At 71.2% G+C, this 19479-nt stretch carries 16 protein-coding genes and 1 tRNA gene; 14 read left to right on the top strand and 3 right to left on the bottom strand.

What is annotated here, in order from left to right:
* The first annotated feature begins 47 nt into the window (after positions 1-47).
* The 3 genes from QC283_RS30960 (at position 48) to QC283_RS30950 (ending at position 3392) form a co-directional block, all read left to right on the top strand.
* The gene (locus QC283_RS30960; RefSeq protein WP_279565048.1) at positions 48-2783 is read left to right on the top strand and encodes an exo-rhamnogalacturonan lyase family protein; all 2736 of its coding nucleotides are present in this window, start codon (positions 48-50) and stop codon (positions 2781-2783) included.
* Positions 2784-2822: 39 nt separating this feature from the next.
* Positions 2823-3281, top strand: a complete 459-nt coding sequence (locus QC283_RS30955) for an SRPBCC family protein (RefSeq protein ID WP_279565047.1) — start codon at positions 2823-2825, stop codon at positions 3279-3281.
* Between the two features lie 39 nt (positions 3282-3320).
* Positions 3321-3392, top strand: a tRNA-Val gene (locus QC283_RS30950).
* Between the two features lie 141 nt (positions 3393-3533).
* Here the strand turns inward: QC283_RS30950 and QC283_RS30945 are convergent.
* Positions 3534-4259 (bottom strand): 3'-5' exonuclease, encoded by a 726-nt coding sequence (locus QC283_RS30945; RefSeq protein WP_279565046.1) that lies wholly within the window; start codon positions 4257-4259, stop codon positions 3534-3536.
* A 171-nt stretch (positions 4260-4430) separates the two neighbouring features.
* On the opposite strand from QC283_RS30945, the gene QC283_RS30940 reads away from it, so the two are divergent.
* The 4 genes from QC283_RS30940 (at position 4431) to QC283_RS30925 (ending at position 9054) form a co-directional block, all read left to right on the top strand.
* Positions 4431-4997, top strand: coding sequence for a DUF4365 domain-containing protein (locus QC283_RS30940; RefSeq protein ID WP_279565045.1), 567 nt, complete (start codon positions 4431-4433; stop codon positions 4995-4997).
* Positions 4994-6247, top strand: coding sequence for a hypothetical protein (locus QC283_RS30935; RefSeq protein ID WP_279565044.1), 1254 nt, complete (start codon positions 4994-4996; stop codon positions 6245-6247). Before QC283_RS30940 ends, QC283_RS30935 begins: the two co-directional genes overlap by 4 nt.
* 116 nt (positions 6248-6363) lie before the next feature.
* The gene (thrS, locus tag QC283_RS30930) at positions 6364-8340 is read left to right on the top strand and encodes a threonine--tRNA ligase (RefSeq protein ID WP_279565043.1); all 1977 of its coding nucleotides are present in this window, start codon (positions 6364-6366) and stop codon (positions 8338-8340) included.
* Positions 8341-8487: 147 nt separating this feature from the next.
* On the top strand, positions 8488-9054 hold the full coding sequence (locus tag QC283_RS30925; RefSeq protein WP_279565042.1) for an HIT family protein: 567 nt from the start codon (positions 8488-8490) through the stop codon (positions 9052-9054).
* Between the two features lie 88 nt (positions 9055-9142).
* Here QC283_RS30925 and QC283_RS30920 read toward each other — a convergent pair whose 3' ends face one another.
* Together QC283_RS30920 and QC283_RS30915 are read right to left on the bottom strand one after the other, a co-directional pair.
* Positions 9143-10804, bottom strand: a complete 1662-nt coding sequence (locus QC283_RS30920; RefSeq protein WP_279565041.1) for a hypothetical protein — start codon at positions 10802-10804, stop codon at positions 9143-9145.
* Positions 10805-11023: 219 nt separating this feature from the next.
* On the bottom strand, positions 11024-13222 hold the full coding sequence (locus QC283_RS30915; protein WP_279565040.1) for an elongation factor G-like protein EF-G2: 2199 nt from the start codon (positions 13220-13222) through the stop codon (positions 11024-11026).
* A gap of 263 nt (positions 13223-13485) precedes the next feature.
* On the opposite strand from QC283_RS30915, the gene pgsA reads away from it, so the two are divergent.
* The 7 genes from pgsA to QC283_RS30880 all read left to right on the top strand — a co-directional run bounded on the left by pgsA (position 13486) and on the right by QC283_RS30880 (position 19430).
* Positions 13486-14154, top strand: a complete 669-nt coding sequence (gene pgsA, locus QC283_RS30910) for a phosphatidylinositol phosphate synthase (RefSeq protein ID WP_279565039.1) — start codon at positions 13486-13488, stop codon at positions 14152-14154.
* The gene (locus QC283_RS30905) at positions 14151-15083 is read left to right on the top strand and encodes a phosphatidylinositol mannoside acyltransferase (RefSeq protein WP_279565038.1); all 933 of its coding nucleotides are present in this window, start codon (positions 14151-14153) and stop codon (positions 15081-15083) included. The genes pgsA and QC283_RS30905 overlap by 4 nt, the downstream gene beginning before the upstream one ends.
* Positions 15080-16243: a glycosyltransferase family 4 protein gene (locus QC283_RS30900; protein WP_279565037.1), complete on the top strand. Its 1164-nt coding sequence runs from the start codon at positions 15080-15082 to the stop codon at positions 16241-16243. Before QC283_RS30905 ends, QC283_RS30900 begins: the two co-directional genes overlap by 4 nt.
* 150 nt (positions 16244-16393) lie before the next feature.
* Positions 16394-16936, top strand: coding sequence for a hypothetical protein (locus QC283_RS30895; protein WP_279565036.1), 543 nt, complete (start codon positions 16394-16396; stop codon positions 16934-16936).
* Between the two features lie 142 nt (positions 16937-17078).
* Positions 17079-17990: a pyridoxal 5'-phosphate synthase lyase subunit PdxS gene (gene pdxS, locus QC283_RS30890; protein WP_279565035.1), complete on the top strand. Its 912-nt coding sequence runs from the start codon at positions 17079-17081 to the stop codon at positions 17988-17990.
* Between the two features lie 27 nt (positions 17991-18017).
* Positions 18018-18626: a pyridoxal 5'-phosphate synthase glutaminase subunit PdxT gene (gene pdxT, locus QC283_RS30885; protein ID WP_279565034.1), complete on the top strand. Its 609-nt coding sequence runs from the start codon at positions 18018-18020 to the stop codon at positions 18624-18626.
* A 51-nt stretch (positions 18627-18677) separates the two neighbouring features.
* Positions 18678-19430 carry a YebC/PmpR family DNA-binding transcriptional regulator gene (locus tag QC283_RS30880; protein ID WP_279565033.1) on the top strand — a complete coding sequence of 251 codons (753 nt, stop codon included), beginning with the start codon at positions 18678-18680 and terminating at the stop codon, positions 19428-19430.
* Positions 19431-19479 lie beyond the last annotated feature (49 nt).

Raw genomic sequence — 19479 nt, 5'->3', positions numbered from 1 at the left:
ATGCCTTGGACACCTCCCGCACCCGCACGGAACGGAAAGGAAAGGCCATGTCCCCCATCCCCCGCAGGTCCCTCCTCAAGGCGGCCGCCGTCGCCGGCGCCGCCGCCCAGTTCAGCTGGGCGCTGGGCGCGAAGAGCGCACAGGCCGCACCCGCCGCCAAGGACGCCGACGCCGACCCGGTCTCCCTGACCTGGCTCGAGGACGGCGGCCTGGGCGCCGCCCCCGGCTCCACCGTCGGCGTCCCCTGGCCCAAGGGCACCTACCGGCAGGACCAGTCCTTCGCCGTCACGGACGCGGACGGCAAGGCCGTACCCACCCAGTCCTGGCCACTCGCCTACTGGCCGGACGGCTCCCTGAAGTGGACCGCGCACGCCGTCGGTTCCGGCAACGGCAAGCTCACCCTGACCGCCGGCACCCCCGCCGCGCCCCCGAAGAAGGTCACCGTCGACCGGCGCGGCGGCACCATCGACATATCGACCGGTGTCATCACCGCGAGAATCGGCAAGTCGGGATCGACCCTGATCAAGGCGGTCACCAGAGGATCCACCGAGATCGCGAAGAACGGCCGTCTCGTCCTGCTGCGCCAGCCCGAGATCGAGGACGGCGACCAGGGCGCGGTGAAGTACGAACGCTTCGACGGCGCGATCGACGAGGTGAAGGTCGAGCAGGAGGGCCCGGTCCGCGCCGTCGTCCGCGTCGACGGCAAGCACCGCAAGGGAGGCCGGAGCTGGCTGCCCTTCTCCATCCGCCTCTACTTCTACGCGGGCGCCGACTCCTTCCGCATGGTGCACACCATCACGTTCGACGGGAAGCAGGAGCCCGGCAAGGCGAGCGGCGACTTCATCCGCGGCCTCGGTGTCCGCTTCACCGTCCCGATGCGCGACGAGTCCTACGACCGGCACATCCGCATCGGCGGCGAGGGCACCGGCCTGCTCCGCGAGGCCGTCAAGGGCATCACCGGCCTGCGCCGCGACCCCGGCGCGGCCGTACAGGCGGCGCAGTTCGCGGGGGAGAAGCTGCCCGGCCCGTCCACCTGGGACCAGCGGGTCACCACCCGCCTGAAGTACATCCCCGAATGGGGCGACTACACCCTCTCCCAGCTCTCCGCCGACGGCTTCTCCCTGCGCAAGCGCACCAAGAAGGGCCACGGCTGGATCGGCGCCGGCGGCGGCCGGCGCGCATCCGGCTTCGGCTACGTCGGCGGAGCGAGCGGCGGACTCTCCTTCGGCCTGCGCGACTTCTGGGAGAAGCACCCCGCCCAGCTCGACATCCGCGACGCCCAGACCGACGAGGCCGAGGTCACCCTCTGGCTCTGGTCGCCCGAGGCCCAGCCCATGGACCTGCGCTTCTACCACGACGGCATGGGCCAGGACACCTTCCCCGAGCAGATCGAGGGCCTCAACATCACCTACGAGGACTACGAGCCCGGCTTCGGCACCCCCTACGGCATCGCCCGCACCTCGGAGCTGCTGTTCTGGGCCAACGCCGCCACCCCGAGCGGGGAGAAGCTGGCCGAACAGGTCGAGGCCGTGCGCGTACTGCCCCAGCTGGCCGCCCCACCCAAGCAGCTCATCAGGTCCAAGGTCTTCGGCCCCGGCCTCTACTCCGAGCCCGACCGCTCCACGCCCGCCAAGGCGAAGATCGAGGACCACCTCGACTTCCTCTTCACCTACTACAAGGACCAGGTGGAGCAGCGCCGCTGGTACGGCTTCTGGGACTACGGCGACGTCATGCACTCCTACGACACCGCCCGCCACCAGTGGCGCTACGACGTCGGCGGCTACGCCTGGGACAACTCCGAGCTCTCCCCGGACCTCTGGCTCTGGTACGCCTACCTGCGCTCCGGCCGCGCCGACATCTTCCGCTTCGCCGAGGCCATGACCCGGCACACCGGCGAGGTCGACGTCTACCACCTCGGCGAATGGGCCGGCCTCGGCACCCGCCACGGCGTCCAGCACTACGCCGACAGCGCCAAGCAGCAGCGCATCGCCAACACCACCTACCGGCGCTACTACTACTTCCTCACCGCCGACGAACGCGTCGGCGACCTCATGCACGCCAACGTCGACTCCGACGAGACCTTCCTCGCCCTCGACCCGCTCCGCAAGATCCGCACCGAGCCCTACACCCCCGACCGCAACGCCCTGTCGGTCGGCTTCGGCACCGCCTGGAGCGGCCTGGTCTCGGCGTGGCTGACCGAGTGGGAACGCAAGGGCCCCAAGTGGGAGAAGGCCAAGGCGCGCGTCCTGTCCACCATGGAGACCATCGCCGCCCAGCCCAACGGCTTCGTCCAGGGCAGCGGCCTGTACGACCTGGACACCGGCCGGTTCGCGATCGCCGACACCCCGAAGGTCGAGGTCTCCCACCTGTCGGCCGTCTTCGGCCTGAACGAACTGTGCGCCGAACTCATCGACCTGGTCGACATGCCGGCGTTCAACGAGGCGTACTACGACTACTGCCGCTACTTCAACGCCTCCAAGACCGAACAGGCGGCCCGCTACGGCAGCAACTTCGGCAGCCTCATCCTCTTCCAGGGCCACTCGCGCCTCGACGCCTACGCGGCCGTACAGACCGGGGACGAGAAGCTCGCCACGCGCGCGTGGCAGAAGTTCTACGACTCCGACGGCTACAAGGAGTCGGCCCCCTGGCAGACCGAGAAGCTGAGCGGCCCGGTCACGCTGGTGCCGGGCGCCGAAGCGACCTGGGTCTCCACCAACGACACCGCGCTCTACGGTCTCGCCGCCATCGAGAACCTGGCACTTCTGGGCGACAGGATGCCGTAACCGGCACGTGACGGACGCGGGTGAGGGCACACTCCACAGGTGGACTGGAACCATTACCGATTCCGCAGCCTGTGGGCACTGCCCGAGCCCGTCCCGGCCGTCTACCGCGCGCTGGAACGGATCGAGGACTACCCCCGCTGGTGGCCCCAGGTGCGCGAGGTCACGCGGCTCGACGACACCAGCGGGATCGTCCGGTTCCGCTCACTCCTCCCGTACGACCTGACCACGACCCTGCGCGAGGGACGGCGCGATATGGGGGCGGGGGTGCTGGAAGTCGCGATGAGTGGCGACATGGACGGCTGGGCGCGCTGGACGGTCACCCCGCGCGGCCCCGGCGCCCTCGTCCGCTACGACCAGGAGGTCGACGTACGCAAGCCGCTGCTGCGCCGCCTCGCCGTGCCCGGGCGTCCCCTGTTCCGGGCCAACCACCGCCTGATGATGCGGGCGGGACGGCGCGGACTGGCGGCCCACCTGGAAAGCGGTCATCAAGCGGTTTGAAGGAAACGTGCCGGGCCCTGTATTGTTCAGTGCGTTCCCGGGCGATTAGCTCAGTGGGAGAGCGCTTCGTTCACACCGAAGAGGTCACTGGTTCGAACCCAGTATCGCCCACGCTCGCGAGAGCGACGTGAGTCCGCAGACAACGCGGACCACGTCGCTCTCTTCGTTTTCTGCGCGGCTTCGCCGCGCGAAGTGGGGGCTCCGCCACCCACACCCCCGTGCCCGGCGTCGCCCTCGGCCGGGGTGGTGCGCTCACGCCGCCGCGGGCAGGTCCGGCCGCAGCGGCCAGGCCGGGTCCACCGCCTCCTCCGTCCCGTTGAGCGCGAACCACGCCTGCAGCCCCCGGGCCTGCCCCGCGTGCCACACCGCCTGAAGGGTGTGCAGCTCGGCGGCGGACAGACGCTCCAGCCGCCCCGGGAAGCGGCGCCCCACCGCCCGTACGACCTCCAGCGCCGCCTGCGCGTCGGCCGCCGCGTCGTGCGCGCCCTCCAGCTCGACGCCGTAGTGCGCGCACAGATCGGTGAGGGTGCGGCGGCCCTTGCGGTAGCGGTCCAGGTGTTTGTCGAGCACGCGCGGGTCGAGGACGTGCAGCGACGTCCGCTCCACCCAGCGGCCGAGCGAGGAGGCGCGGTGCCGGCGCAACTCCCGGTCCAGCAGCGTGAGGTCGAACGGCGCGTTCATCACCACCAGCGGACGCCCGACGCGGGCCTGCTCGGCGAGCGCCTCCGCTATCTCGTACATCACCGGCGCCGGCCAGCGGCCGTGGCGCCGCACATGCTCCTCCGTCAGCCCGTGCACCGCCGTCGCCGCCTCGGGCACCGGCACGCCCGGGTTCACCAGCCACCGGGTCACGCGCGGCCGAAGCCCCGGCGCGTCCTGGACGACGAGGGCCGCCGACACGATCCGGTCGGTCTCGACGTCCACGCCCGTCGTCTCCGTGTCGAAGGCGGCCAGCGGCCCCTCGAACCAGCTCGTCATAGGGCACTCAACTCCTCGTCCGAGTACGGCGGCTGACGCGCCGTCTTCTGTCCCGGTTCGGTGATACCCGGGCTGTTTGCGACGTACGCCGCAAGGACACAACAGGAGTACGGGTCTTCGCAGTTCAGCGACCCACAGTGGGGATACACCAGTTCTGGAAGGCTGTTGGCCATGGCCATAGCGCAGCCCGAAAGGGGCGGGCTGCTGCCCGAGCGCACAGCGCCCTCTCGCGGCTCCCTCGCCACCACCGCCTGCATGGAGACCTTGCAGGTCGGCTACCTCCACGCGGTCGCCGCGGCGGCGGGCTGCTCGCTCTCCCAGCCCTTCCCGGACAACGGCATCGACTGGCACGTCAGCCACAGCGCCCCCGGGCACACGGTCGACGACGAGGTCACCATCAAGGTGCAGCTCAAGGCGACGTACCAGATCCCGCCGAGCCCGCCCGGCCGCTTCTTCTCCTTCACCCTCGACAACGACCACCTGACGAAACTCGCCCGCACCCCGGTCTCCGTGCACAAGATCCTCGTCGTGATGATCGTCCCCCGGTCCCGGGACCAGTGGCTGCGCGCCGGCCACGACCGGCTCGACCTGAGGCACTGCTGCTACTGGACCAACCTCGCCGGACATCCGGTCACCGGCCGGCGGCGCACCACCGTGCGGATACCGACCGCGCGGGTCTTCGACGACCGGGCGCTGTGCGAGATCATGACGCGGGTCGGGACGGGAGGGAAACCATGACGCACCGCCCGACCGGCGAACCCCTGCGGCCCGTGCGGCCACACCCCGCCGAGACCGTGGCCGACACCACCTGGGACGACGGCCGCCCGCCCGGCTCGGACACCGTGGACCCGGCCGTGCTGACCGCCCTTCTGCACCGGCACGGCTGGCGGCGGCGCGGCGGCGCCCCGGGCCGCTACGGCCGCTGGACCCCACCGGGCCCGGGTGCCGGAGCCACCAGCCTGCTGGTGCCCGTCAGCCGCGCCTTCCCCGACAGCGACGACCTGCTCGGCGAGGCGCTGCTCGCCCTCTCCCGCAGCGGGACGCCCTCCGCCCGCGAGATCCTCGTCTCCCTCGCCGTACCCAGCGACGAGATCCGCTGGGGGCGCGACGTGCCGGCCGGGCCCGGCGACACCGCCTCCTGGACCGCGGAGGAGCAGCTGCGCTCCGCCGCCCGGCGGATGCTGCTCGCCGGAGCGCTCGCCACGCGCGCGCGTGCGGGCTACTACGGCGCCCGGCACCGGCGCGCCGCCACCGCGTCCCTGGAGAGCGTCCTGGTCGGCCCCGCCCCCGGCGGGCGCCGGCTCACCGCGTTCGTGCCCGTCACCACCGGCCGCCCCCTCGCCGTACGCCTCCACCACGCGCTGTACGCCACCCGCGAGGCCGTCGACTACCGGCGGGCCACCGGCGGCATGGAGGCCTTCGACACGGCCGTCGCGGCGGGCGTCAGCCACGAGCTCACCGAGGCCCTCGTCGCCCTGGTCCGCGGCACGCAGGGCGCCAGGATCACCGTCGACTGGTCGCCCGCCGCCGGAGTCCCCGAGGGCTGCGCCGCCCTCGCCGAGCCGGTCGAGTTCTCGCCCGGCGACCTGCCCGCCCTGCGCGAGGCCGCCGCCCGCTACCTGCGCGTGGAGCCGTCCGTGCCGGTGCGGATCACCGGCACCGTCGTCCGCATGCGCCGGCCCGGGCCGCGCGGCGTGGGCACCGTACGGCTGCGGGTGCTGGCCGGCGCCGAGGTCCCGCACGTACGGATCACGCTGGACGAGGAGGCCTACCGCATCGCCGGGCACGCGCATCTCGTCGGGCTGCCGGTGCGTGTGCTCGGCCGGCTGGAGAGCCGGGGCGGGTTCCGCCGGCTGACCGGCGCCTGTGAGATCGCCCCCGTACAGGTCGACGACGCGGAGCGGGACCGGCTGCTGAAGGCGGTCCAGGAGCACGTGGAGGTGGCGGCCTTCCTCGAGGAGGCCTGCGGAGGGGACTGCGAGGACTGACCACCGGGGCCGACGGCGGGAATGATTTCGCGATGCACGGGCCCGGGTCGGTACGATCGCCCTCATGCGTGCGCTTTGGTATGGCGCCGCGGCCCCACTTCAGTCAGGAGAGACCGGTGTCAGACGTCCGTGTGATCATCCAACGCGATTCCGAGCGGGAAGAACGCGTGGTGACGACGGGGACTACGGCCGCCGAGCTCTTCGCGGGAGAGCGCTCGATCGTCGCCGCCCGGGTGTCCGGTGAGCTGAGGGACCTCGCCTACGAACTCAAGGACGGCGAGAGTGTCGAGGGCGTCGAGATCTCCTCCGAGGACGGCCTGGACATCCTGCGCCACTCCACCGCGCACGTCATGGCGCAGGCCGTGCAGGAGCTGTTCCCCGAGGCCAAGCTGGGCATCGGCCCGCCGGTCAAGGACGGCTTCTACTACGACTTCGACGTCGAGAAGCCCTTCCACCCCGATGACCTCAAGGCCATCGAGAAGAAGATGCAGGAGATCCAGAAGCGCGGCCAGCGCTTCTCGCGCCGTGTCGTCACCGACGACGCCGCCCGCGAGGAGCTCGCCGACGAGCCGTACAAGCTGGAGCTGATCGGCCTCAAGGGCTCAGCGTCGCACGACGACGGCGCGGACGTCGAGGTCGGCGCCGGCGAGCTGACGATCTACGACAACCTGGACGCCAAGACCGGCGAGCTGTGCTGGAAGGACCTCTGCCGCGGTCCCCACCTGCCCACCACCCGGAACATCCCCGCGTTCAAGCTGATGCGCAACGCGGCCGCCTACTGGCGCGGCAGCGAGAAGAACCCGATGCTCCAGCGCATCTACGGCACCGCCTGGCCCACCAAGGACGAGCTGAAGGCGCACCTGGAGTTCCTCGCCGAGGCCGAGAAGCGCGACCACCGCAGGCTCGGCAGCGAGCTGGACCTGTTCTCCATCCCGGAGCAGATCGGCTCCGGCCTCGCCGTCTTCCACCCCAAGGGCGGCATCATCCGCCGGGTCATGGAGGACTACTCGCGGCGCCGCCACGAGGAGGAGGGGTACGAGTTCGTCTACACCCCGCACGCGACGAAGGGGAAGCTCTTCGAGACCTCGGGCCACCTGGACTGGTACGCCGACGGCATGTACCCGCCCATGCAGCTCGACGAGGGCGTGGACTACTACCTCAAGCCCATGAACTGCCCGATGCACAACCTGATCTTCGACGCGCGCGGTCGCTCCTACCGTGAGCTGCCGCTGCGCCTGTTCGAGTTCGGGACCGTGTACCGGTACGAGAAGTCCGGCGTCGTGCACGGCCTGACCCGGGCCCGCGGCTTCACCCAGGACGACGCGCACATCTACTGCACCCGCGAGCAGATGTCGGAGGAGCTCGACAAGACACTCACCTTCGTCCTGAACCTGCTGCGCGACTACGGTCTGACCGACTTCTACCTGGAGCTGTCCACCAAGGACCCGGAGAAGTTCGTCGGCTCCGACGAGGCGTGGGAAGAGGCCACCGAGACGCTGCGCCAGGTCGCCGAGAAGCAGAACCTGGAGCTCGTGGCGGACCCGGGCGGCGCCGCGTTCTACGGCCCGAAGATCTCCGTCCAGGCCCGTGATGCCATCGGCCGCACCTGGCAGATGTCGACCATCCAGCTCGACTTCAACCTGCCCGAGCGCTTCGACCTGGAGTACACGGCCGCGGACGGCACCAAGACCCAGCCGGTCATGATCCACCGCGCGCTGTTCGGCTCCATCGAGCGGTTCTTCGCGGTGCTCCTGGAGCACTACGCGGGGGCCTTCCCGGCGTGGCTCGCGCCGGTGCAGGCGGTGGGCATCCCGGTGGGCGACGCCCACGTCCAGTACCTGGAGGAGTTCGCGGCTGAGGCACGGCGGAAGGGGCTGCGCGTCGACGTGGATTCCTCCTCGGACCGGATGCAGAAGAAGATCCGCACGCAGCAGAAGCAGAAGGTTCCGTTCATGATCATCGTCGGTGACGAGGACATGCACGGGGGCACGGTGTCGTTCCGCTACCGCGACGGTTCGCAGGAGAACGGCATTCCGCGTGACCAAGCCATCGCCAAGCTCGTTGACGTGGTGGAGCGCCGCGTGCAGGTGTAGTGCTCCCCGCCGACGCGGGGACGATCCGAAGATCCGCAAGGCGCACAAGCACAAGGTGTCGTGGTCCCCGCGTATGCGGGGTTCTGGCCCCCGGGGAGATCCGGGGGCCTTTCCATGCCGCCGCACCCGACGCCATATGCTTCACGCATGACGAGTGAGCCGGAACAGCAGCTGGGAGTGGGAACGCCCGACGCGTTCCAGCGTCTGTGGACGCCCCACCGGATGGCCTACATCCAGGGCGAGAGCAAGCCGAGTGGTCCCGGCGCCGACGACGGCTGCCCCTTCTGCTCGATCCCGGCCAAGTCCGACGAGGACGGGCTGGTCGTGCGGCGCGGCGAGCACGTGTACGCGGTGCTCAACCTGTACCCGTACAACGGCGGCCACCTGATGACCGTCCCGTACCGGCACGTCGCCGACTACACGGAGCTGTCCGGCGTGGAGACCGCGGAGCTCGCCGACCTGACCAAGCAGGCGATGACGGCCCTGCGCACCGCGTCCGGCGCCCACGGCTTCAACATCGGCATGAACCAGGGCACGGTGGCCGGCGCGGGCATCGCCGCCCATCTGCACCAGCACATCGTGCCCCGCTGGGGCGGCGACACGAACTTCATGCCGGTGGTCGGCCACACGAAGGTGCTGCCGCAGCTGCTGGGGGACACGCGCAAGATGCTCGCGGAGGCCTGGCCGGCATCATCCGGTCCGTCCGGCGTTTGAGGACGGGGCCGTCCAGGCCGAAGCGGGGCCTGGGGGCCGCAGCCCCCAGCCAGGGTCACGCCGACGCGCCCGCCCGACCGCCGGCGGCCTACGCGTCGTAGACGTCGGCCTTCTTGGGCGCCGCGTCCTGGACGGCTCCGCTCAGGCCCCCCGCGCGGGCGCCGAACTTCTCCGTGTCCACGCCGTTCTCCTCGAGCACCTTGATCGCCGCCGAGTGCACCACCCGGAGCACCGGCGTCGCCGCCCGCAACGCGTCGTCGGCCATGAAGCGGTGCCGCCACGGCTGGTCCGCCCACGCGTGCCGCAGTCCGAACGGCTCCGGCAGCCCGATCGAGCCGCCGAGCCAGTTCAGCAACGGCGGATACCAGCCGAGCGGTGCGCGGACGGCGAGCCGTACCACCTCGTTCGCGGGGACCAGCGGGAGCATCACCTTGCGCTTCTCCCACGGCTTGAACGACTTGGTGACCTCCTTGGAGGGCGCCTCGGGCTTGGACATGAAGAGTGAGTTCACCGGGCCCAGGGCGTGACCGGTGACCTCGATGCGCAGTGTCGAGTGCAGCACGGTCACCGTGGTCAGCAGCGTGATCACCAGCTGACCGTCCCACAGCGTCCACTGGACGCCCAGGTAGTGCCGGTCACCGGCGCCGAACTGCTGCTTGTTGCAGATCTCCTGCACGGCGTGCGGTTTGACCTGGTAGGCCTCGACGTCCGTCCCCTCCGGACGCGACACGTCCTTGGCGTTCTCCCCGACCGGCGTGACGATCCAGTGGCGCACGGACGGCTTCGGGAAGCCGCCCGTGTTCAACGGGCCGCGCTCCAGCATGCGCAGTTGGTCGTGGACGGCCCGGATGACGTCCCAGCTGCGGAAGGGATGGATCTCCCGGGTCGGGTCGGCCGGTACCAGGTCTTCGGCGAGCTGCCAGCTGCCCCAGCGGGTACCCATGCCGAGGATGCCCTTGGGGCCGGCGTAGAAGACGGAGTTGGACTGCTGCTCGGCGCCGAGCCTGGCCAGGGACTGGCGCAGTTCCTCGGCCGCCGTCTCGCCCGGGTTGCTGGGCACCGCCTCGGGCACCTTGGCGCCGACGCCGCTGCCCGAGAGGAGACCCGCCCAGCGCTCCCGCAGGTCCTTGGCCGTGCTCTCGCAGATCCGCTTGGCCCAGAACCAGCCGACGACCGGCATGACGACGGCCGCGCGCGCGTACCAGGCCCAGAAGCCGGAGAAGGGCATCTTGACGAGGAACAGCACGGCGAGTGCGGCTATCGCCACGAGCACCGCGGTGCCCAGCGCTCCGGCCTGCTTGTTCTCCGCCTTGGCGACGGTGGTGCGGATCTGGAAGCCGATCAGCCAGATCAGCATGCCGGGCAGGAACAGCAGGCCGCACACCACGATCACCATGGACAGCCGGGCGTCGCGCGACTTGCGGATGCCGTTGGCCGCCAGGCAGTGCTCGACGACCACCTGCGGCTCGGCCCCGAAGGACTGGATGAGGGGCTTGCGGCCGCTGCCCAGCATGCGGCCGGCCACCGCGTTGGAGAAGGCCTCGCCGAGGTTGGGGCGGAAGATCGTGGCCCAGGAGCGGCCCTCGTTGACGGATGACTGGTGCCACTCGTTGTCGGCCTTCTTCAGGTCCTCCATCGGACCGTCCCGGTAGGCGGCCGAGGCCAGCGCGAAGGTGGGCGCCTGCCCCCCGCCGTCCGTACGAGGCACCTGCGGCCCGAAGAAGTCCGCGTAACCGCCGTCAACGGTCATTCCCGCCCCCGATCGCCACCACTGTCGTTCTGCGGCCTTCCCGACTTCCCTGCCCCGCACACCTGTTGATCAGGTCATCAGCGTATCCGCCCCCACCGGCATGCGTCACCGGACGTGGAAAGACGCCCCCGCGTGCGCGGGTTGACCCCGAGGTGCGCCGTCGCGCGCCGGGTGGGCGCGCCTGCGGCGCGGAGGAGACCCGCGCCGGTCCTGGCGACGCTACGACGCGGTCCGCAGCTCCTCCCGCAGACGTTCCGCGATCTGCGGCGGCATCGGTTCGTGCCGCGCGTAACGGCGGCCGAAGCGCGCGGTGCCGTGCGACAGGGAGCGCAGGTCCACCGCGTACCGGCCGATCTCGATCTCCGGTACCTCGGCCCGGATCAGGGTCCGCCCGCCGCTCGTCTGCTCGGTGCCGAGCACCTTGCCGCGGCGGCCGGACAGGTCGCTCATCACGGCGCCCACGTAGTCGTCGCCGATCAGCACGTTCACCTCCGCCACCGGCTCCAGCAGATGGATCCTCGCCGCGGCCGCGGCCTCCCGCAGAGCCAGCGCGCCGGCCGTCTGGAAGGCGGCGTCGGAGGAGTCCACCGAGTGTGCCTTGCCGTCCCGCAGCGTCACCCGCACGTCGATCAGCGGATGGCCGGCGGCGACGCCCTTCGCGGCCTGAGCGCGCACGCCCTTCTCGACGGACGGGATGAACTGCCGGGGCACCGCGCCGCCGACCACCTTGTCCACGAACTCGATGCCCGAACCGCCCGGCAGCGGCTCCACGTCGATCTCGCAGACGGCGTACTGACCGTGCCCGCCGGACTGCTTCACGTGCCGCCCGCGCCCGGCCGCCTTGTCGCCGAAGGTCTCCCGCAGGGAAACCCGGTGGGGTACGACGTCGACCTGGACGCCGTAGCGGCTGCGCAGCCGTTCCAGCGCCACGTCGGCGTGGGCCTCGCCCAGACACCACAGGACCACCTGGTGGGTGTCCTGGTTGTGCTCCAGGCGCATCGTCGGATCCTCGGCGACCAGCCGCGCGAGCCCCTGCGAGAGCTTGTCCTCGTCGGGTTTGCTGTGCGCCTGGATGGCGAGCGGCAGCAGCGGGTCGGGCATCTCCCAGGGAGCCATCAGCAGCGGGTCGTCCTTGGCCGAGAGCGTGTCCCCGGTCTCCGCGCGGCTCAGCTTCGCCACGCACGCCAGGTCGCCCGCGATCACGTGCGAGACCGGCCGCTGCTGTTTGCCGAACGGCGTCGACAGGGCGCCGATCCGCTCGTCGACGTCGTGGTCCTCGTGGCCGCGGTCGGCCAGCCCGTGCCCGGAGACGTGCACCGTCTGGTCGGCGCGCAGCGTGCCGGAGAAGACGCGGACCAGCGAGATCCGGCCGACGTACGGGTCGGAGGACGTCTTGACGACCTCCGCGGCCAGCGACTCGTCGGGATCGCACATCCGCAGCTCGCGCGGGGTGCCGTCGGGCGTGGTGACCAGGGGCGCCGCGCGCTCCAGGGGGGTCGGGAAGCCGCGAGTGATCAGTTCCAGCAGCTCGACCGTGCCCAGCCCCTGCCGGGCGCCCTCGGCCGCCGGGGCGGCGGCCAGGACGGGGAAGAACACCCCGCGCGCCACGGCCCGTTCGAGGTCCTCGACGAGCGTCTTGACGTCGACCTGTTCGCCGCCGAGATAGCGCTCCATGAGGGTCTCGTCCTCGCTCTCCGAGATGATCCCCTCGATCAGCATGGAGCGGGCCTCGTCGATCAGCGGTACCTGCTCCTCGCCCGGCTCGGACTCCGCGCGCTCGCCGGAGGAGTAGTCGAACAGCTTCCGGGTCAGCAGCCCGATGAGCCCCGTCACGGGCGCGTGCCCGTCGGGCGCCTGCGGCCCGCGCAGCGGCAGGTACAGCGGCAGCACGGCGTCGGGGTCGTCCCCGCCGAACGCGTCCGCGCAGATCCGCGTCATCTCCTCGAAGTCGGCGCGGGCGGCCTCCAGGTGTGTGATCACGATGGCGCGCGGCATGCCGACGGCGGCGCACTCGTCCCACACCATGCGGGTCGAGCCGTCCACCCCGTCGGAGGCCGAGACGACGAAGAGGGCCGCGTCCGCCGCCCGCAGACCGGCCCTCAGCTCACCGACGAAGTCGGCGTACCCGGGAGTGTCCAAAAGGTTGATCTTGATGCCGTCCCATTCGACGGGCACCAGGGAGAGCTGTACGGAACGCTGCTGCCGGTGTTCCATCTCGTCGTAGTCCGAGACGCAGCCGCCGTCCTCCACGCGGCCCGCCCGGTTCAGTGCCCCCGCCGTCAGCGCGAGAGCTTCCACCAGGGTCGTCTTGCCCGATCCGGCGTGGCCGACCAGCACCACATTCCGTACGGACGCGGGGTGGTCGGCCGCCGTTGCCCTTCCGGCGGCTCCGGGGTGGGTGTGTGCCTTGTCGCCCATGTCCTTGCCTCCCGTGCGCGGTGAGGTCGCTGTGGGCGCGGACACGCGGGACCGCGTGCACTGGCGGCTCCGGCGACGCCCGCGGTTCTTCGAGCTTTCCACTCCCGTCACGCCGCGTCCATACGACGGACCCGATGCCGCCGCCCGTCGGCCGCTCCACCAGGGGGTCAGGGTGCCCGTCCGTCGCCCACGCGCGCGCGTGGCTACGATGGGCCAGCCGGTGGCCAGCAGGGGCCGCGGCCACACCGACCGTCGGGAAGGCCATGCTGAACAAGTACGCGCGTGCATTTTTTACGCGTGTCCTCACACCGTTCGCCGCGTTTCTCATCCGCCGGGGCGTCAGCCCGGACACGGTCACACTGATCGGCACCGCCGGTGTGGTGGCGGGTGCGCTGGTCTTCTACCCCATGGGTGAGTTCTTCTGGGGCACGGTCGTGATCACGCTCTTCGTCTTCTCCGACCTCGTCGACGGCAACATGGCGCGGCAGCTCGGCCGCTCCAGCCGCTGGGGCGCGTTCCTGGACTCCACGCTGGACCGCGTCGCCGACGGGGCGGTCTTCGGCGGATTCGCGCTCTGGTACGCGGGCGGCGGCGACAACATCGCGCTGTGCGCCGTGTCGATCTTCTGCCTGGCCAGCGGTCAGGTGGTGTCGTACACCAAGGCGCGCGGCGAGTCGATCGGCCTGCCGGTCGCCGTCAACGGACTGGTCGAGCGCGCGGAGCGGCTCGTCGTCTCGCTGGTCGCGGCCGGTCTCGCGGGACTGCACACGTTCGGTGTGCCGGGTATCCAGTACCTGCTGCCGATCGCGCTGTGGATCGTCGCGGTCGGCAGCCTCGTCACGCTGGTCCAGCGGGTCGTCACGGTCCGCCGGGAGGCCGCCGAGGCGGACGCCGCCGCGCAGGAGAGCCAGGGTACCGAGGCGGCGAAGTGAGCGCTCGGGACCGGCTGACCGACGCCCTGTACGGCGCGGGCTGGAGCACCGTGAAGAAGCTCCCCGAGCCTGCCGCCGTACGGCTCGGCCGCACGGTCGCGGACGTCGCCTGGAAGCAGCGCGGCACGGGCGTGCGGCGGCTGGAGAGCAACTACGCGCGCGTGGTGCCGGATGCGGGCCCGGAGCGGCTCGCCGCTCTCTCGCGCGCGGGCATGCGCTCGTACCTGCGCTACTGGATGGAGTCCTTCCGCCTCCCGGCGTGGAGCACCGAGCGGATCAGGGCCGGTTTCGCCGCCGAGGACCTGCACCACCTCACCGACGGCATGGACGCGGGCAAGGGCGTGGTCCTCGCCCTGCCGCACCTGGCCAACTGGGATCTCGCGGGTGCCTGGGTCACCACCAGTCTGGGCATTCCGTTCACCACGGTCGCCGAACGCCTCAAGCCGGAGACCCTCTACGACCGCTTCGTCGCCTACCGCGAGGGCCTCGGCATGGAGGTCCTGCCGCACAGCGGCGGCACGGCCTTCGGCACGCTGGCCCGGCGGCTGCGCGACGGCGGCCTGGTCTGCCTGGTCGCCGACCGCGATCTGTCCGCCTCCGGCGTGGAGGTCGACTTCTTCGGCGAGACGGCGCGGATGCCCGCCGGGCCCGCCCTGCTGGCGCTGCAGACCGGCGCACGGCTGCTGCCGGTGACGCTCTGGTACGACGAGTCGCCCGTCATGAAGGGCCGGGTGCATCCGCCGGTCGAGGTCCCCGAGTCAGGTACCCGGGCCGAGAAGACGTCTGTCATGACACAGGCGCTGGCCGATGCCTTCGCCACGGGGATCGCGGACCATCCGGAGGACTGGCACATGCTCCAGCGCTTGTGGCTGAAGGACCTCGACCCCGCCAAGGCCCCCGCGGCGGCCGACGGGCAGGGCGCCTCGTGAGGATCGGCATCGTCTGCCCGTACTCCTGGGACGTGCCGGGCGGCGTCCAGTTCCACATCCGGGACCTGGCCGAGTACTTCCTCCGTCTCGGCCACGAGGTCTCCGTCCTCGCCCCCGCCGACGACGACACCCCGCTGCCGCCGTACGTCGTCTCGGCCGGCCGCGCGGTGCCGGTGCCGTACAACGGCTCGGTGGCCCGGCTGAACTTCGGCTTCCTTTCGGCGGCCCGGGTACGGCGCTGGCTGCACGACGGCGCCTTCGACGTCATCCACATCCACGAGCCGACCTCGCCCTCGCTCGGCCTGCTCACCTGCTGGGCGGCGCAGGGCCCGATCGTGGCGACCTTCCACACGTCCAACCCGCGCTCCCGCGCGATGATCGCCGCGTACTCGATCCTCCAGGCCGCCCTGGAGAAGATCAGCGCCCGGATCGCGGTGAGCGAGTACGCCCGCCGCACCCTCGTCGAGCACCTCGGCGGGGACGCGGTCGTCATCCCCAACGGGGTCGACGTCGACTTCTTCGCCGACGCCGAGCCCAATCCCGAGTGGCAGGGCGACACGATCGGCTTCATAGGGCGCATCGACGAGCCCCGCAAGGGCCTGCCGGTGCTGATGGGGGCGCTGCCGAAGATCCTCGCCGCCCGCCCGGGGACCCGGCTGCTCGTCGCCGGGCGCGGCGACGAGAAGGAGGCGGTGGCGTCGCTGCCCGCCGAGCTGCGTTCCCGGGTGGAGTTCCTCGGCATGATCAGCGACGAGGACAAGGCCCGCTTCCTGCGCAGCGTCGACCTGTACGTGGCGCCCAACACCGGCGGCGAGAGCTTCGGCATCATCCTGGTCGAGGCCATGTCGGCCGGCGCCCCCGTGCTCGCCTCTGACCTGGACGCCTTCGCCCAGGTCCTCGACCGGGGGGCGGCCGGCGAACTGTTCCCCAACGAGGACGCCGACGCCCTGGCCGACGCCGCCGTCCGGCTGCTGGCGGACCCGGAGCGCCGGACCGCGCTGCGGGAGCGGGGCAGCGCCCACGTACGGCGCTTCGACTGGTCCACCGTCGGCGCGGACATCCTGTCGGTCTACGAAACGGTCACGGCGGGCGCGGCGGCGGTGGCGACGGACGACCGGGCGACGGGGCTGAGGGCGCGATTCGGCCTGGCGCGGGACTGAGACCGGACCTCTCAGCCGACATCCCCAGCCCGTCCGGCGTTTGAGGACGAGGCCGTCCAGGCCGAAGGGGGGTCTGGGGGCGCAGCCCCCAGTGACGCCCACCGGAGGCACGGCCCAACCCAGCGGAGCGCCCCCGTAGGCTTGCGCCCCGTGACCGCAACCCTCATCTGGATCCTGGTCGTCCTCGTCGCGATCGGCCTGTACCTGAGCTGGACGGCGGGGCGGCTGGACCGGCTGCACGCCCGGATCGACGCCGCCCGTGCCGCACTCGACGCGCAACTGCTGCGCAGGGCGTCCGTGGCCCAGGAGCTGGCCACCTCGGGCGTGCTCGACCCGGCCGCCTCCATCGTCCTGTACGAGGCCGCGCACGCCGCGCGGCAGGCCGAGGAGGAGCAGCGGGAGGTCGCCGAGAGCGAGCTGAGCCAGGCGTTGCGGGCCGTGTTCGCCGATCCGCCGCAGGTGGACGCCCTGCGCGAGGCACCCGGGGGAGAGGAGGCGGCCCACGAGCTGGCCGAGGCCGTGCGGCGCGTCCCGATGGCCCGGCGTTTCCACAACGACGCGGTGGGAGCCGCGCGCAGGCTGCGCGAGCACCGCAAGGTCCGCTGGTTCCGTCTCGCCGGGCACGCGCCCTTCCCGTTGGCCTTCGAGATGGACGACGAGTCGCCGGCGGCCCTGGTGGACAGGGCGGCGTAGCGGCGAGGCCCCTCGGCCCGTTGGTGACCAGGCCCCCCGGCCCAAAACGATCCACCGGCTACCCATTGGCCCTTGCTGTGGCCTGCTTCCTTCACGTTTCCTCGGAGCTGCAGAAATCACCCTTCCCTTCAGCGAGGTACCCGTGGCCAGCACGCTCTTCGAAAACCAGTCCCCCGAGACCGGCACCGCCCGTGTGAAGCGCGGCATGGCCGAGCAGCTCAAGGGCGGCGTGATCATGGACGTCGTCACGCCGGAGCAGGCGAAGATCGCCGAGGACGCGGGCGCCGTCGCGGTCATGGCCCTGGAGCGGGTCCCGGCCGACATCCGCAAGGACGGCGGCGTGGCCCGGATGTCCGACCCGGACATGATCGAGGGCATCATCGGCGCCGTCTCCATCCCGGTGATGGCCAAGTCCCGCATCGGCCACTTCGTCGAGGCCCAGGTCCTGCAGTCCCTCGGCGTCGACTACATCGACGAGTCCGAGGTCCTCACCCCGGCCGACGAGGTCAACCACAGCGACAAGTTCGCCTTCACGACCCCCTTCGTCTGCGGCGCCACCAACCTGGGCGAGGCCCTGCGCCGGATCGCCGAGGGCGCGGCGATGATCCGCTCCAAGGGCGAGGCCGGCACCGGCAACGTCGTCGAGGCCGTCCGCCACCTGCGCCAGATCAAGAACGAGATCGCCCGGCTGCGCGGCTACGACAACAACGAGCTGTACGCCGCCGCCAAGGAACTGCGCGCCCCCTACGAGCTGGTCCGGGAGGTCGCCGAGCTGGGCAAGCTCCCGGTGGTCCTCTTCTCCGCCGGCGGTGTCGCCACTCCGGCCGACGCCGCGCTCATGCGCCAGCTCGGCGCCGAGGGCGTCTTCGTGGGCTCCGGCATCTTCAAGTCCGGCGACCCCGCCAAGCGCGCCGCCGCCATCGTGAAGGCGACCACCTTCTACGACGACCCGAAGGTCATCGCGGAGGCGTCCCGCAACCTCGGCGAGGCCATGGTCGGCATCAACTGCGACACTCTCCCCGAGACCGAGCGCTACGCCAACCGCGGCTGGTAGGACGAGGACACCGAAGACGTGGAAGACATGAGCGAGACCCCCGTCATCGGCGTCCTGGCCCTGCAGGGCGACGTACGGGAGCACCTCGTCGCCCTGGCCGCGGCCGACGCCGTGGCCAGGCCGGTCAGGCGCCCCGAGGAACTCGCGGGACTGGACGGACTGGTCCTGCCCGGCGGCGAGTCCACGACCATCTCCAAACTGGCCGTCCTCTTCGGAGTGATGGAGCCCCTCCGCGCGCGCGTGCGGGACGGTCTGCCCGTCTACGGCACCTGCGCCGGCATGATCCTGCTGGCCGACAGGATCCTCGACCCGCGCTCCGGACAGGAGACGGTCGGCGGCATCGACATGATCGTGCGCCGCAACGCCTTCGGACGGCAGAACGAGTCCTTCGAGGCGGCCGTCGACCTCAAGGGCGTCGAGGGCGACCCCGTGGAGGGCGTCTTCATCCGCGCACCCTGGGTGGAGTCCGTGGGCGCCGCCACCGAGGTGCTCGCCGAGCACGACGGTCACGTCGTCGCGGTCCGCCAGGGCAACGCGCTGGCCACGTCGTTCCACCCGGAACTGACCGGCGACCACCGCGTGCACCGCCTCTTCGCCGACATGGTGCGCGCGAACCGGGCGGCGGAGTCCTTGTAGGATTCCTGCGTTCGTTCGTTCAAAGACGGGTTACGCGAAGGAGACAGGCAGATGTCCGGCCACTCTAAATGGGCCACGACGAAGCACAAGAAGGCCGTCATCGACGCCAAGCGCGGCAAGCTCTTCGCGAAGCTGATCAAGAACATCGAGGTCGCGGCGCGCATGGGCGGCGTCGACATCGAGGGCAACCCGACGCTCTACGACGCCATCCAGAAGGCGAAGAAGCAGTCGGTCCCGAACAAGAACATCGACTCCGCGGTCAAGCGGGGCGGTGGCCTCGAGGCCGGCGGCGCCGACTACGAGACGATCATGTACGAGGGGTACGGCCCCAACGGTGTCGCGGTGCTCATCGAGTGCCTCACCGACAACCGCAACCGCGCCGCCTCCGACGTCCGCGTCGCCATGACCCGCAACGGCGGCTCCATGGCCGACCCGGGTTCGGTGTCGTACCTGTTCAACCGCAAGGGCGTCGTGATCGTCCCCAAGGGCGAGCTGGCCGAGGACGACGTCCTCGCCGCCGTCCTGGACGCGGGCGCCGAGGAGGTCAACGACCTCGGCGAGACCTTCGAGGTCCTCAGCGAGGCCACCGACCTGGTCGCGGTCCGCACCGCCCTCCAGGGCGCCGGCATCGACTACGAGTCCGCCGACGCGAACTTCGTCCCGACCATGCAGGTCGAGCTGGACGAGGACGGCGCCCGGAAGATCTTCAAGCTGATCGACGCCCTGGAGGACAGCGACGACGTGCAGAACGTCTTCGCCAACTTCGACGTCAGCGACGAGGTCATGGAGAAGGTCGACGCGTAGCGCCGCCGCGCACACGACGATTCCGGCGGGCCGGTGGGGACACGTCCCC

The sequence above is a fragment of the Streptomyces sp. DH41 genome (genome assembly GCF_029813785.1).
GTDB lineage: Bacteria > Actinomycetota > Actinomycetes > Streptomycetales > Streptomycetaceae > Streptomyces.
The sequence above is the reverse complement of the archived record's forward strand: the minus strand, read 5'-3'. Positions and strand labels throughout refer to the sequence as shown.